Raw genomic sequence first — 15,206 nt, 5'->3', positions numbered from 1 at the left:
TCATTGATGCTACACAATTTTGCTTTTACTATTACAATCATCCAGTTGAACACCTTTTCCACATTAAATCGACAGCCCCCAAAATACAGTTAGACCCCCCATACCACTGGCCGCGGCACCATCAGATGGTGAAAATAGAAGGATTTTCAAGGTAGACGTGCCATTTCGCTTGCAACGGCACCAGCAGACGGTGAAATAGACGGATTTTCAAGGTAGACATCAACGCACTCCGGTTAGGACGCATCATTCTTCCGCTGGAATAGCCAAGTTCATTGGCAGTCATACAAATAGAGGTGTGTCTGAGCATCATTGAATTTGTTGTTAGCGGTTAGGTTGAATTTCGGTAAAATAATCCCGCACCAGGTTCTGCATGCTTTGCGGAAGCTGGGAGCGGTTCAACGATTGCGTTGCCTCAGCCGCATACTCCGAATACACTTCCTCGTAAGGGCGGGACGCTCCGTCCAATACCGGGGCCTGGCCGCCTTTCTCGATCTCCCCGCCGCGGCCGTTCAGCGGTCCCTGGTCCGAGGTGGGCGTTCCTCCGCCGTCGGGAGTACGCGGGGTAGAGATCATACTGCGCGAACCACTGCCGGTTCCCCCGGCGAGGCCACCTTGGCCGCCTCCGCCCTGGCCACCGCTGCCTTGGCCGCCGCTGCCCTGGCCACCGCTGCCTTGGCCGCCGCTGCCTTGGCCGGCTCCGCTGCTGCCCGGCAACGCCCCTTGGCCGTTGCCGGAAGCCAGCGACGAGGCCAGGCCGTTCGCGCCCCACGTCGTCGGCAGCGCGATGCCTTGCGCGGCTAGCTGCTGCGCCAGGGCCAGGCCCGGCTGCGCGAGCTGCGACGCGGATTGCTGCAGCTGAGCAAGAAGCTGCTGGGCCTGCAGCTGCTGCTGCATAAGCTTCGCCAGCGCTTCCTGCAGCTGAGCCAGCTGCTCCTCGTCCAGCCCGGCTCCGGCACCTTCGCCGTTCGGGCCGCTCTGCAGCTGCGAGGCTAGCTGCCTCAGCGCTTCCTGTGCCTGCTCCGCCTCGGCGGAATGAGCCGGGGCCGATTCGGCCAGTGCCTCCAGCTGTTCAGCCAGCTGCTTGCGCTCCGCCTCGCTCATTTGCTTGACCTGCTCATGCAGCTGCCGCACCGCCTCTTCCAGCTCTTGCGAATCCTGATTGCGGAGCGCTTCTCCAAGCTGCCGAAGCGCTTCCTGCTTCTCCATTCTTTCCGCCCAGTCAGCGGCCTCCTCCAGCTTCTTCTGCTCCGTCTGGGCCAGCTTTTGCGTTTCCTTCAGCGCCTGCTCCAGCTTCTCCAGAGCCTCTATACCGTTAGCGGTCTCTTTAAGACCTGTCTCCAGACGCTCCAGCGTTTGCTCCATCCCTCTTGTGATTTCACTGGATGGATCCGCCTTCTTCCATTCCTCCAACTGCTGCCGGGCCTCTTCCAGCCTGGCCTCGGTCCAGGCCTTCTCCTTGCTCCGGGCCTCGACGACTTCATCCATCGGGTTGGGCAGAAGAAGCAGGGCGGCCAGGACGACAAGAGCCGTCCCATTGGCGATCAGCCACCTTATCTCCCAGCGATAGGGAAGCTTGGAGCGAAGCTGCTTGATATATTCCTCCCCATACCGCAAGGCATCCTCGCGCTGCATGGCGGCAATCGGCGAGTCTTGCTGCTCGAAGGCCAGAGCCGTCGTCATCCGTTCCTCCAAGCCGCCCTGGTCCATAACCTGCGCCGCTTCCTTCAGCTCCGTTCTTCTCCACAATGCATAGGTAACCGAGCCTGTTACCGCCATCCCGATCCAGAACAAACTCCCCCAGCGGTACCCGGCCACTGGAGCCAGCCAACCCGCGACTCCCCACAAACAGGCGGCACACAGACCGATCAGCAGGCCGATCAGCGCCATCCGCACAATATTCTGTTTCCACAACCGGTTGCGAACGGGCCGGATCACATCGTTCAGAACAGGGGTTTTCATGGCGTTTACGCTCCTTTGGCTTATTACTTCTTCTTCAGAATGGGACGCAAGTAGCGGATACTTAGCCATATCGCCAAGACGGTAACGACCGTATAGAACAGGACGAATATTTGCCAAATCTGAAGATCGATGTGGCGCCCGAATACATCCTGGGTAAAATCCCGGTTAAGAATGCTGACCAGCGCTCCCATCGGATTAAGTCCGAGAACGTAGCCGGCGAGGGTACCGCTTGACATAATCGAGTGCAGAAATATAGCGAACAATCCGGTAAAACCCGAAATAAACACGGTAAATCCGTAAGTCATAATAACGGCTACCATCGTTTTCTTGAACAGCGTCGAGAAGAGCACGCCGATCGAGCCGAGCATAATCATCATAAATAGATAAAACATAAATACCGAAATGAGCTGCACGGGAGAAATTCCTCCGTACAAGAACACGATGCTGTAAATCGGAAGCGTCGCAACGATAATGACCACCATAAAGCTTAGCGATGAGAAAAGCTTGCTGAGAATGATCGTGGTCGAGCTTTGCTGGGTCGTAAGCAGTATATTAAGCGTCTGTTTCTCCCGTTCGCCGCTGATGACTCCCGCCGTCAGTCCGGGAACCATGAAACAGATCAGTACCAATTGGGCTCCGCTAATAAAATAAAACAGCTCCTGGCTCCGCCGCGGGTTAAAAGCCGAATAACCGTAATTATTCATGGTCATATACATAAACCCAAGCGCCAACAGCGACATCGCCGCCAAATAAAACAGGACGGCCAGCGGCGATCTTATGGTGCGCATGCGGAGCCTGAACTCTTTCTCCAGCACCGGATTGATCCATCTGCGGCTCCAGTTCATGGCTGCACCCCCTTCGTAATTTCCAGGAAGACATCTTCCAGATTCGTCTGGGCTTCATTGAAGGCAACCACCCGGAAGCCCAGTGCGATCAATTTGGCCAGCAGCTCGGACTGCTCGGCATCCTTCCCGCTGAAATGAAGATGGATGCCTTTCTCGTCGTGAAGCACCATCGAGACGAAGGCCTCGTCTTTAAGCAGATGGACCGCTTCCTCCTCCCTATCCAGCAGTCTCAGATGAAGCACCCGTTTGGCCCGCATCCGGTTCTGGATATCGGCAACCCGGCCTTTGGCAATCAGCCTGCCGTGCTCAATCACTCCGATTTCATCCACCATTTCTGCCAGCTCGGGAAGGATATGAGAGGAAATAATGATCGTTTTTCCCATCTGCTTCAATTCCTTCAGAATTTCCCTCATTTCGATCCGGGCGCGGGGATCCATTCCGGAGGCGGGTTCGTCGAGAATAAGCAGCTCCGGCTCATGTACAAGACAGCGCGCCAGACACAGGCGCTGCTTCATTCCTCTGGATAAGGAATCTACGTAGAAATCGGCTTTATCCGTCAAATTGACCAGCTCCAGCAGCTGGGGAATCATCTTCTGGCGGTCCGCTCTCGGAATTCCGTAGCTCGCGCCGTAGAAATCCAGATATTCCGTAGTCTTGAAATGATCATATACCCCGAAGAAATCGGGCATATATCCGATCAGCTTGCGAACTTCCTTCGGATTTCTCGTCACCTCATAGCCCCCGACTCTGGCGGTGCCTGAGGTCGGACTGAGCAAAGTGGCGAGTATGGACATCGTTGTCGATTTTCCGGCGCCATTGGGGCCGACAAAGCCGAAAACCGTTCCTTGAGCAATATCCATGTTCAGCGAGTCCACCGCGGTGAAGCTTCCGTATTGTTTAGTCAGATCACGAATTTCTATCATGGATTCACCGCTCCTTCCACAGCAATGTCCGGGAATTTCAAATCCATTTCCTGATGGAGGACGGCCTTCAATTTAAGCATGTTCGGCTTGACATAATAGTCCGCCAGCCCTGCGGAAATGGTTGTATTCTTATCTATCGGCTCCCATACCTGCTTCGCTTCATTCCATATTTCGTAGACTACACCCGGGTTCTCCATATAAGGCTGGAATGCGGTCAGAGCTTCATAAGTGACGTTCGCCATATCCGGCAGAACGTAATTGAGAATCACTTCTCCCTGGCCTAAATAATAGCGTCCGTTCGGATCTTTGCCGTTCACGCTTACGGCCCCGAAGTCAGGTGTCGGCAGTACGGTGCCCGGAGGCAAATGCACTTTGGAGCCGTTCACGTAGCTCAGAGGAATAGGCTGAACCCATAACGTAACTTCATTCGCGTTGATCCGCTTGCCCCCTACCTGATAGTCCGCCTCTTCCCGGGACTCGGTGAAGCCGAACAAGTAGGGTTTGCCGTCCGAGAGGATCGCCATATTTTTTTGAACATAATCCAATAATAACGAGCGCTTATGCTTGTTCTCGTCTACCCTTCCTCCATAGGGGAACATCATCTGGGCCACGTCATAAGGGGAGAGATACATATTGCCGGTGCTGCTTGCGAGTTGAAAGGAAACCGTTTCGTCTATGCCCAGCTCCCCGAGATTTTGCAATTGGCCGTTCATAAACAAACCGACATGAGTCAATCGCTGGCCGAGACGGTTGGTCAATTCCCCTGTTATTCCGGTCGAATTGGCCTGGGCGGTGTAATCCATTTTCCCTACAGCTTCAAGCTTATCGGTCTGCAGCAGGATTTTACGCACCGACCAATAGGAAACTCCCTGGAAGAGAACATTCGTGTTCTCCGGATTTTTTTCGACAATCATCTCGGAGCTGCCCCGTAAATCCCCATTCCCTAAACCATGAGGCGAAAAAGGGATGACATAAGTGGAGCCGGTCAATTGCATATTGAATTTGCCGCCCTTCGGGATGAAGACCGCTGCCGCTGTTTCTTCCAATCCTTTGCCTGTGCCGTCCAGTTCAACGGTTCTTAACGACTGGGCCATGACCGAGCCCCGCCCGGAGGCTCCCACCCCGTAAATCCCTACACTGAATACGACTGCTACCAATGGGATTGCGAACCAGAGCCATTCTCTTCTGTCCAGCTTGCGAAGGGTGAAGTACAGAATCGGTCCGATAATGATCGCATAAAAAATAATAGCCAGCACCAGAAGACCAATCGAAGGGGGGGCCAAAGAAGGAAAATACTCCAGCGCCTCGTTCATTTCCCAAGAGGTGTACCTGATGTTTCCTATAAACTGACCGCCAACAGACTGCTGCAGCAAATCGGACAAGACTCTCTCCCAAATGTCGGGATTACCATTCCAGGAAGCGAGCGGATTCAGCGACGTATCATACGCCACGTACCAGACCTCTCCTTTGCCCACAGGGGCGGAGGCAAAAAGCGGCAGCCCATTATGAGAATAATGAATAGTGGCATTCGCTCCCTCCTTGACGGCCGCTTTGGACAAGGTAAATGGCTCGGTCAGTGCCAATTCTCTGCCGGAAGCGGCGGCCAACGAGCTTAAATCCGTTACTTGCTCCGTCCCTTCGAATCGGACCGGAGACAGCTCTTCGAAGCGCTGCGCTGTTTTCGGATATCCCGCTCCTCCCGCCAGGAACAGCTTCCCGCCCCGTTGAACCCAGCTAGTGATGGCATCTATTTGCTCCGGTTGGAATTGGTCGGATGCGATATCATTCAGCACAAGCACATCCAAGCTGTCCAACATGAAGGATTCTTGAGGCAAATCACTAACCGGAATCGGGAACGTCCGCAGCTCGTATCCTCGTTGGCTGAGCAAATTCAAGAAATTCATCGTATCGGGGTCCCGGGCAATGATTCCAACCTGAATGGTCGCCGACGAAACGGGACTCGTTTCAAGATAGGCCGGGCCCGACGACCATTCTATAACCTTTCCGCTCTCTGCGGAGTCCTTATAAAACTTGACTTCGCTGTTCCTTTTGTGCCAATTCCCTCCCGGCAGTGACATTATTATTTCTTTCGTGCTTTGCGCGGGCAGGTCGACTTTCTGCACATAGGTGGTATCCTTGTCCCCATTCCCTCCGGCTAAATGAACGGCGAGCTCTCCGCTTACATCTTCGCCTGAATTGGTTATCGTAAATTTAACCGGGAACCAGTGATCTGGTTTGATCTTGCCATCCATTCCAATCTGGATTTGCACTTGAAGCGATCCGGATTCCGCCGATGCCATTCCCGGCAGAATCATAAGACTGCCAACTATTGACGCTAGGACGATCCATAATACAATAACTCTAATCATTTTGATAGATTTGGTTATAGCCACAAACAAGCCCCTCTCGTTCATTTCTACTCTCGCTTTTTCGACGGCAGCTTTCATCCATTATAGACGATTTTCCGGGGAAAAGGTTTGCCGGTGAGGCCGATATTTTTTATTTATTTTGCGGTGAAGGCGCGGATTTCCTGCGTATGAAGCGCCTGATTCATTTTTTTAATTAACAGAATGGGGCACAAAAAAAGACAGGGACTATAATTATCCATGTCGGAAAAATCATATCAAATAGATTCGGCTCCGGAAGACTGCTTCCGAGGTTCGCCGGAAACGGCATCAATAAGGGGGGCTTGCAACGATGCCGGTTAAGGTATGGAAGCCTTACACGGAGCGCGGCCTGCCCAGTCTTTTCTTAACCAGTCCGAAGATAATGACGAACAGCCCGGCCGCCACGGGTATCAGCCAATGAAGCGGCTCATGGTCCAAGTACCGCCCAAGCTTATGATCTTTCAAAATCATTTCGCCTGCGGTATATCCGAGAATCCCCGCTCCCAGGAAGACCAGAACGGGATATTTATGGAGCATCTTCATGACCAATGTGCTTCCCCAAATAATAATGGGAATGCTGATTGCAATTCCGATCATGACGATGCCGATCTGTCCGTTCGCCTTGGCGGCTATCGCCAGCACATTATCCAGGCTCATAACGATGTCGGCCATAATAATCGTCGTGATGGCATTGCCCAAGGTGGAGGCTTCTTTCACATGAGAAGCTTCTCCGTCATCCGCCAGCAGCTTAACCGCTATCCACAGCAGCAGCAGGGCTCCGATCGCCTGAAGATAGGCTACCTGCAGAATGGCCAGCGCCACCAGCGTCAAGGCTACCCTCAAGGCTACCGCCCCGAAGGCCCCCCAGCGAACGGCCTTTTTCCTTTGGGCTTCCGGCAGATTTTTGCTGGCAAGAGCGATCACGACCGCATTATCGCCGCTCAGCACAATATTAATCAGCAGAATTTGCACAAATAGAGAGAAGGTTTCCAGCATGTGTTGACCCCCTATTAATTCGGGTTAACCATGGATTCGTCTGTATGACCGCCTGCGGCTGAGAAGAGTTTCCTTCGCTTTCTTGAGCTCATCTAACAAATAGAAGCGCTCTGAACCGGAGCGCTCCTAAAGGAAATATAGCTTTTCTATCGGAAAGAGAACTCTCTGCTCTCTACATTGTACAGCCCTGCTTTTAAAAATATTCGTCCAACTTGTCTTTATCCTGCCAGCTAACTCGCATGGTTTCGACGGATAAGACGGCTTTCTCCATTTCTTCCTCCAGCCACTCCTCCATTTTCCGCTCCGCTTGCTCCACTCGGGACAGCGAAGGATTGGTGGTTGGCGATTTGGGGAGAAAGATCGTACAGCAATCCTCGTACGGAAGAATAGAGGTGGAATAGGTGCCGATCTGTTCCGCATGCCGTATAATTTCCAGCTTGTCCATTGTAATCAGGGGACGAAGCAGAGGGAGCTCCGTCGCCCGTCCGATAACATTCAGGCTGGCCAAGGTCTGACTGGCTACCTGGCCCAAATTCTCGCCGGTGACAATGGCTGAGGCGTGCCTGCGCTCCGCAAGCTTGCTGCAAATACGCAGCATAATTCTCCTCATCACGGTAATCAGGATGCTTTCGGGACACTGCTCCTTCAGCTTCGTCTGAATTTCAGTGAAGGAGACCAAATGAAGTGTAAACGGGTTGGCGTACTGCGATAATATTCTGCTGAGCTCTATTACCTTCTGCTTAGCCCGCTCACTGGTGTAGGGATAGCTGTGAAAGTGGACCGCTTCAATTTCCAGCCCCCTTCTCATTCCAAGCCAGCCAGCTACCGGGCTGTCTATTCCTCCCGACAGCATAAGAAGGGCTTTGCCGTTGCTTCCCAGCGGGTATCCCCGGTTTCCTTCGATCACGGTTGTAAAAACGTAAGCATGCCGGTCCCGGATCTCGACTCTGACGTCCATCTCCGGTGAGTGAACATCCACCTTAAGCCCTTCTACCGATTGCAGCACATATCCGCCAACTTCCCTTCCCACCTCCTGGGAATCATACGGGAACCGTTTATTCGCTCTGCGGACGGTAACTTTAAAAGTGGCCGGACGCGGATCGGACGCTTCGATCAGCCGCACCGCCGACTCTTGTATCGCCTTGAGATCGAGCTCCGTTATCCAGGCGGGACTATAATTGGCGATTCCGAACACTTTGTCCAGTCCTTCCGCCACTTTAGAGAACGCTGTCCCGTTTAAGACCAGATACAGCCGTCCGTGTTCTTCCTGAATGGTCACGTCCGGATAAGGAATCATTGCGTTCCGTATTTGATCGTTGACGGAGCGGATAAACCGATGCCGGTTTCTGCCCTTCAGCATTAATTCACCGAAGCGCACAATCACTACATCCGGAGGCGTCTTCCAATCCTCCTGCTGCCTGTTCTTTTCCATCTTGCCGCTCATCCTTTCATCCTTGCATTCGTTCCGTTAAAACGCTGAATCGTTCTTTCCAACAGATCAGCGAACCTCTCCAGTTCTTCGCTCGTCTCGTTCGCAGAGAAGCTGACCCTGAGTCCGCTGGCCGCCCGCTCTTGATCCATACCCATAGCCAGCAGAACCCGGCTTGGTTTAGTTTCTCCCGAGGAGCAGGCCGAACGGGTCGAAATATAGACTTCTTCTTCCTCCAGCGCATGCACTACCACTTCGGCTTTCATGCCCGGATAAGTAAAATGTACGATATGCGGAGCCATTCCGTCGCCGTTCTCCGAACCGGTTAGAAACAGCCCCGGAATTTTCCGTATTCTCTCTGCCAGCCCTTCACGCATCCGGTAAAGCCGGCGGCTATTATTCGCCTGCTTATCTACCGCCAGACGGACGGCCTTGGCCATTCCAACCAGCAGCGGGACGTTCTCCGTGCCCGAGCGCAATCCCCGTTCCTGGCCTCCTCCGTCCAATTGTGGCTCAAGGATTAACCCGTCACGGATATAGAGTAAGCCTGCGCCTTTGGGCCCTTCTATCTTGTGAGCGGAAATACTGATCAAATCCGCTCCTAACCGGGCTGGGCTAACCGGCAGCTTGCCGACGCTCTGGACGGCATCGACGTGATACACAATTTTAGGATAACCGGCCAGCAGCTTGCCTGCTTGCTCCACAGGCTGGATTCTACCCGTTTCATTATTGACATGCATGAGGCTGACCAGAATGGTTTCTTCCGTAATGGCCTCCTTCAGTTGCTCTATCCGGATGGCGCCGCTGGAATCCACAGGCAAATAGGTGACGCGGAAGCCTTCCCTCTCCAGCCGGCGGAACGATTCGTAAACGGACGAATGCTCAATCGCCGATGTGATCAGATGGTTTCCCCTGCTCCGATAGGCTCTTGCTGTGCCTTTGACTGCCAAGTTATTGCTCTCCGTGCCCCCCGAGGTGAAACAGATTTCCTCCGGCCGGCATTCGATCGCCTCCGCAATGACTTCCTTCGCCCTGTTCAACAGCCGCTCCGCCTCCATGCCGATCCGGTGAATAGAGGAGGGGTTGCCGTAATGTCTCTCCATTACTTTAACGATCGATTCCGTAACTTCCTTACTCATTGGTGTAGTGGCGCAATAATCCAAATAAAGCATGTTTCGCGCTCCTTTTGTTCTTGATTTAGAGGGGACGGTGTAAATAACGGAAAAGGAAGAAAAGACCGTCTTGCGATCTTTTCTTCCGTTGATGATCAGACCTTATAAGTTTCCTTCAGATCCAGAACTTTCGTTATATAATTTTGCGTTTCGGCAGGCAGTCGGTCGAAATGAGCCCGCAAATCGCGTTCGGTTGCTATTCCCAATCGGTCTACCCTTCCGGGACCGGCATTATATGCCGCCAAAGCTACAGCTTCCTGCCCGTTATATTTAGCCAATAAGGCGGCCAAATAACGGGTGCCTCCGTTAATGTTCTGCTCCGGGTCCATGGAATCCGCAACCCCGAGAGCCTTCGCCGTACCGTCCATCAGCTGCATCAATCCTTTGGCCCCGGCATGCGATTGAGCGGTCGGATTAAACGAGGATTCCGCATGGATCACCGCTTTAATCAAAGCTGCATCCACACCGTATTTCAGCGCCGCTTCATGAATTAACGGATCGTAAGTGGTCGGTTTGCTTAAGGAAGGATGAGGAACGGCTTGTCCGACAAGCCCTGAGCCGCTGCTCTTGGGCGCTGGATCGGGTTCCGTGACCGTTTCCAGCCTGACAATCTCCTCGAGAAGCCCTGCGAAAGTGGACGCGGATCTGCCTACAGCATAAGGACTAACGGATGAAAAAATATTCGTCTGTTCGTATAACTGCAGCTGCAGCATTTGCTGCACAGTGCGCGGATCGATCTTCATTGACATATAACCAGCCTTCTTTCCCTTCTCCGAGCATACTTCCTTTATTGTACACTTTTTCCCGGCGAGCATCCACTATTAAATGCAGGCATATTAAACGACTTATAACTAAAGCTTATGGGTCTCTAAATTTGGGCTGATAGGTAATGCACCTATAGGAGGGCTAATGACATATGTTACCAATAGGTTATCAGGGGATTAGTTTAGCGCTGTTTTGCGAATGGCCAAGGGAGTGAATTCATTGCTTTTAATTATTACTGCTTTTTCCATTGCTTTCTTCTTCGCTGCCAATATCGGAGCTAGCGGAACCGCCGCCGCCATGGGCTCCGTATACGGCAGCGGAGCTCTGAACAACCGCAGGCTGGCCGTCATTCTGGCGGCTGTCTTTGCCGTTGCCGGAGCCATTCTTGGCGGCGGGGAGGTTGTCACCACGATCAGTAAGGGCATCATTTCCTCCTCATCGATAACGGTGCAGGTTACCGTAATCATCCTGCTCTCTGCCTGTACTACGCTTTTTATTGCTAACCGGATGGGCATCCCTCTGTCTACAAGTGAAGTGACCGTCGGCAGCATCGTCGGGGCCGGCCTGGCCGGCAGCGGGGTTTACTGGCAGAAGGTGCTTTTTATCGTCTCTACCTGGCTGGTCATACCTTTTCTTGCTTTTGCCATCGCTTTTGTGATCGGCCGTTTACTTTCCGGTAAGGAGGATATGTGGAGGCGGAGATGGCCTAGACTCATCCCCAGACTGCTTACTATTCTGCTCATTATCGCAGGCTGCTACGAAGCTTTCTCCGCGGGAATGAACAATGTGGCGAATGCCATTGGCCCGCTGATCGGGGCAGGGGTTATTGATACGACTTCGGGAATTTGGATCGGTTCCTTGTTCCTGGCCGCCGGGGCTATTACGATGGGCGGTAAGGTGTTGGAAACTAACGGCAAGAAAATTACGAAGATGACTCTTCTTCAAGGCAGCATTGTATCCTTTACGAGCGGCTCTCTCATCATCGGCGCATCCGTATTGGGGATACCGGCTCCGCTGACGCAAGCGACGACCATGGCGATTATCGGTGTCGGCACCGAGAAGGCCGGCTGGCATCTTTTCCGGAAACCGGTCATCAAAAAAATATTTGCCGTCTGGTTTTTCTCCCCCATTTCTTCGTTATTAATGACTCTTGCGCTCATGCAGTGGCTTCTTTACCAGTCACCCGCTTTAATCATTTGCGTATTGGCCTCCGTCCTCTTCGCGGCTTATTATAAATTTTTTCAAAAAGTTTGGTGATTGGTTATAGCTTGAAAAAGCAAAAAACTCAGGCATAGCTTGAAGCTTGCCTGAGTTTTCTGCCGCTTGCCCGTTTTCTACCCGATTATTAATAATAGGAACTCAAAAACAAAGCGACGAACAAACTTGCCAAACCAAGAACGATTGACCATGCCCCCATGGTACGGTTTCCCTGTAAAAATGTTATAAATCCCAGAACAGCTGCGGCAGGACCCAGAACGGTCGGCAGGAAGAATAAAGAGACGATGGCCGCGATCAAAGCAACCCAGCCCAGGACACGGGTCGTTTCCAGTTCATTACCGACTTGACCCGCATCGTCTTCCGTTTTAACCGGGGCCGCCGGAAAAGGGGCTACCTCGGAAGCAAATTCCGCATCATCATCCAAGCCTTGACGGCGGCGTTCCTCGTCCTTTCGGTTCCAATCCGGCTTGTTTGCTTTGTTGGACTTCTTTTTACTCACTTCATGCGTCACCTCTTTTCCGTTATTTCTTGGGCTTGAAGGTGTGACAGCACGTTTCGCGACTTTTGTGGGCTGCATCCTTATGATCGCTGTCGAAGGATTCCCCTGCAAATTCTTCATTGAATTTGGCATTCGCATGTTTGTCCACTTCAATCATGATGAGATCCGCAACGCAATTATTGCCTTCGGACCAGTAGCTGCAGTTAGCTACGCTGCATTTTACATCCGGCATCGTCTTCACCTCCCACCTTCATTCTTCCCTTTCGCGGATCCCGGCATTCTTTCCAAAACCTACTCATCGACATTGGACAACCCATGGTTTTCATTCAATTTAAGTAAAAATTTGATCGGTGAAAGTAAAAATAAGCAACGAAAAGAAAACGCTTTTATAGGATAATACGGTGTAGAATCTAATCTGAAATGGAGGATTATAATGATATCCAGGAACAAACTTATCTTTTATCCCGCACGAATTTGGTTAATGGCTGCACTCGTTCTCCTCTTGACTTGCTCAGGCATTGGAAATCGGGCTTTGGCTGCCGATCTTCAAGTAAACAACTTTAGTTTCGAACAAGGTCTGGCAGGCTGGACCAAAATTATGGACAAGGACAATGGAAATGATAACAGCTTAAAAGGAAGCGATATACTGGTTACGTCGGAACAAGCCAGTCACGGCGAATTCAGTGTCCGCATTTACGATGCCAAAAAATCAAGAAGCTTCGGGTTGGAAAGCGAGAAAATTTCGATAGAAGCGGGGGCTGTCTATATTGTATTCGCGGATGTCCTAGTCGAAAGCGGAAAAGCGGATTTAATCATTCGTTATTATAACCAGCATGGTGAATTGCTGGAGGAAGCTAATACATCCGTCGAGCCAACCGATACCTGGAAGACCGTTCAAGTAAGCAGGACGGCTCCCGAAGAAGCCTCCTACGCCACGATTCTTCTTAACTCCGATAAGAAAAACGAAGGAACGGCTTACTGGGATCATGTGCGGTTTACAAAAGATTATACCAATCTCGGAGTGCAGGTCGGCACTTCGGCCCCTCTCGGATCTACTTTCGGAATAGGGGAAAATCAGAATAAAATTTACTCGGTTGTGACAGGCAACGCGAATGATCGGCCCATCATGCAAATCATTGACGCGGATAATGAAAGGGTCATAGACGCGATTACTTTGCCGAGTGCCGGCGTCAACCCGACCGGAGTCTGGGCCGCAACAACCTCAACGGATGGAATGATCTATCTAGGTGCGTATCAGAATGGCAGAATGTATAAATATGTACCGGGTGAGACGACGATAACCGATCTCGGAACGCCTCTGCCGAATGAGGCATTTGTTTGGGACCTTACTCCAGGCAAGGACGGTAAGGTATACGGAGGTACATTCGACCGCGCAGGATTCTTTGAATATGATCCGGTTAAAGGCTTCACCCGGATTGGGAACATGCCAATCTATGAGCCGCCCGGAGAGGATTACAAATACCTCAGGGCATTGGTCCATGATCCTGGAAACAATGTTTCTTACCTTGCCGTCGGTTCAAACGCGTCCGTTGTCCATTATGATCATGAAACCGGGAATATGACGGACATATTGCCGGCTCGATATAAAACAACCCCCTTGGCAGGTGCTGTCGACTATGAAGGAGAACGTGTATTCGTTTCACTGGGAGGTTATATCGTTGTATTGGACGTCACGGTTGATTCGAACGGAACCGTTACTGCTACAGAGGATGCGGCGATCGCCAGCACGACTCCGCGGGTATCGCCGGAACGGAATGGGAAAGTATACTTGATACAAAAAGGCGGCCTTGCCCGTTATGATATTTCCTCCCGAGAAGTGACGCCTGTCGGTCATGCGGTTCCCGGACGTGTTCAGCGCTTCGGTTGGGTTAAGCTGCAGGATCAGGAGAATTACCCCGGGGAAACGTTAGTAGCGATTGCTTCTACAAACAATGAGACTTATCTTATGAAATTTAACCCTCAGAATGAGAATTTCCGCATGGTTCGTGTTGAAAATACTCCGCGTATACCCGGGGCAATCAACAGCATCGGACAAGGGCCGGACGGAAATATTTATACAAGCGCATTTTTATATGGCGGTCTGGGGGTATATGAACCCTTTAACGGCGACTCCAATGACCGGCAGCCGGAGCATGTTTATGCACCGATCGAGCAAATAGATCGTATGTGGTCATATAATGACAAACTATACTTAGGGGTTTACCCGGGCGGAAAGTTATATGAATATGATCCCAAGCTGCCATGGAACCCCGGTGTCAATCCGAAGCTATTGATCCACACTGCCCCATACGATCAGGATCGTCCGAAAGCCATCGCTTACGGGAATAATAAAGTGTTCATGGGCACGGTTGGCGAAACCGGGCAGAGAGAAGGGGCTTTATCCGTTTATGATTACGAAACAGGAACAGTCACTGTCCATAAGAACATCGTTCAGGAGCAGAGTATTATAGCACTTGCTTACTATGACGGATTGTTGTACGGCGGTTCATCTATTCGGGTAGGATATTCAAGCACGCCGTCGCAGGAAGAAGCGAAGCTGTTCGTGTATGACCCTGAAACACAAACCAAGACGGCCGAATACAGTTTACCTGCGGCTTACGACGGCAAGAAGCTGACCTCGATTACGGAATTAAAAGTGATTGACGATAAAATATGGGGATTTGCCGAAGGCTACCTGTTCGTATTCAATCCGGAAAATCGCACATTTGAATACTTCGACGAAAAATTCCCCGACGTCCGTTATCCCGGAGGAACATATCGGGATGCCGATCTGGTGGCGATAGACAAGGATCCGAATTATGTATACGGTACGATTGGCAGCAAATATTTGTTTAAAATTAACAAAGAGGATAAAGAAATAACTATCTTAAGATCGGACGGAGCCGACTTTCTGACGAATGATTCGCTTGGAAATCTGTATTTTAAACATAACGATACGGAACTGTGGCGGTATTCCTTCTAATTTTCCAAACACAATTAACGGGACACTTCT

12 protein-coding genes are annotated in these 15,206 nt (G+C 51.5%); 2 read left to right on the top strand and 10 right to left on the bottom strand.

The features are described from left to right. Positions 1–321: 321 nt before the first annotated feature. The 8 genes from FS806_RS07800 to FS806_RS07765 all read right to left on the bottom strand — a co-directional run bounded on the left by FS806_RS07800 (position 322) and on the right by FS806_RS07765 (position 10,460). Positions 322–1,959, bottom strand: coding sequence for an ATP-binding protein (locus FS806_RS07800; RefSeq protein WP_144934181.1), 1,638 nt, complete (start codon positions 1,957–1,959; stop codon positions 322–324). A 23-nt stretch (positions 1,960–1,982) separates the two neighbouring features. Then, positions 1,983–2,804 carry an ABC transporter permease gene (locus tag FS806_RS07795; RefSeq protein ID WP_144934179.1) on the bottom strand — a complete coding sequence of 274 codons (822 nt, stop codon included), beginning with the start codon at positions 2,802–2,804 and terminating at the stop codon, positions 1,983–1,985. Next, complete coding sequence (locus FS806_RS07790) at positions 2,801–3,727, bottom strand: ABC transporter ATP-binding protein (protein ID WP_144934177.1); 927 nt, start codon at positions 3,725–3,727, stop codon at positions 2,801–2,803. The genes FS806_RS07795 and FS806_RS07790 overlap by 4 nt, the downstream gene beginning before the upstream one ends. Next, positions 3,724–6,096, bottom strand: a complete 2,373-nt coding sequence (locus FS806_RS07785; protein ID WP_222126611.1) for a DUF7408 domain-containing protein — start codon at positions 6,094–6,096, stop codon at positions 3,724–3,726. The genes FS806_RS07790 and FS806_RS07785 overlap by 4 nt, the downstream gene beginning before the upstream one ends. 351 nt (positions 6,097–6,447) lie before the next feature. Next, complete coding sequence (locus tag FS806_RS07780) at positions 6,448–7,110, bottom strand: TerC family protein (protein ID WP_144934173.1); 663 nt, start codon at positions 7,108–7,110, stop codon at positions 6,448–6,450. 193 nt (positions 7,111–7,303) lie between these two features. Continuing rightward, positions 7,304–8,542, bottom strand: coding sequence for a tRNA uracil 4-sulfurtransferase ThiI (gene thiI, locus FS806_RS07775; RefSeq protein ID WP_144934171.1), 1,239 nt, complete (start codon positions 8,540–8,542; stop codon positions 7,304–7,306). Between the two features lie 8 nt (positions 8,543–8,550). Continuing rightward, the gene (locus FS806_RS07770; protein ID WP_144934169.1) at positions 8,551–9,711 is read right to left on the bottom strand and encodes a cysteine desulfurase family protein; all 1,161 of its coding nucleotides are present in this window, start codon (positions 9,709–9,711) and stop codon (positions 8,551–8,553) included. Between the two features lie 95 nt (positions 9,712–9,806). Next, positions 9,807–10,460: a lytic transglycosylase domain-containing protein gene (locus FS806_RS07765; RefSeq protein ID WP_144934167.1), complete on the bottom strand. Its 654-nt coding sequence runs from the start codon at positions 10,458–10,460 to the stop codon at positions 9,807–9,809. A gap of 235 nt (positions 10,461–10,695) precedes the next feature. Here FS806_RS07765 and FS806_RS07760 point away from each other — a divergent pair, with 235 nt between their 5' ends. Next, positions 10,696–11,733, top strand: a complete 1,038-nt coding sequence (locus tag FS806_RS07760) for a sulfate permease (protein WP_186328260.1) — start codon at positions 10,696–10,698, stop codon at positions 11,731–11,733. An 88-nt stretch (positions 11,734–11,821) separates the two neighbouring features. Here the strand turns inward: FS806_RS07760 and FS806_RS07755 are convergent, their stop codons facing one another. Together FS806_RS07755 and FS806_RS07750 are read right to left on the bottom strand one after the other, a co-directional pair. Then, a complete protein-coding gene (locus FS806_RS07755) occupies positions 11,822–12,193 on the bottom strand; it encodes a hypothetical protein (RefSeq protein ID WP_144934163.1) in 372 nt (123 codons plus the stop codon). Positions 12,194–12,215: 22 nt separating this feature from the next. Further along, positions 12,216–12,425 carry a DUF1540 domain-containing protein gene (locus tag FS806_RS07750; protein WP_144934161.1) on the bottom strand — a complete coding sequence of 70 codons (210 nt, stop codon included), beginning with the start codon at positions 12,423–12,425 and terminating at the stop codon, positions 12,216–12,218. Between the two features lie 201 nt (positions 12,426–12,626). Between FS806_RS07750 and FS806_RS07745 the strand changes: the two genes are divergently transcribed. Then, positions 12,627–15,176: a carbohydrate binding domain-containing protein gene (locus FS806_RS07745; protein ID WP_144934159.1), complete on the top strand. Its 2,550-nt coding sequence runs from the start codon at positions 12,627–12,629 to the stop codon at positions 15,174–15,176. The last annotated feature ends 30 nt before the right edge of the window (positions 15,177–15,206 follow it).

Origin of the sequence: Paenibacillus sp. 32O-W (assembly GCF_007679495.1) — a bacterium.
GTDB classification, from domain to species: Bacteria; Bacillota; Bacilli; order Paenibacillales; family NBRC-103111; genus Paenibacillus_L; species Paenibacillus_L residui.
This window is presented reverse-complemented; position numbering and strand designations above follow the sequence as displayed.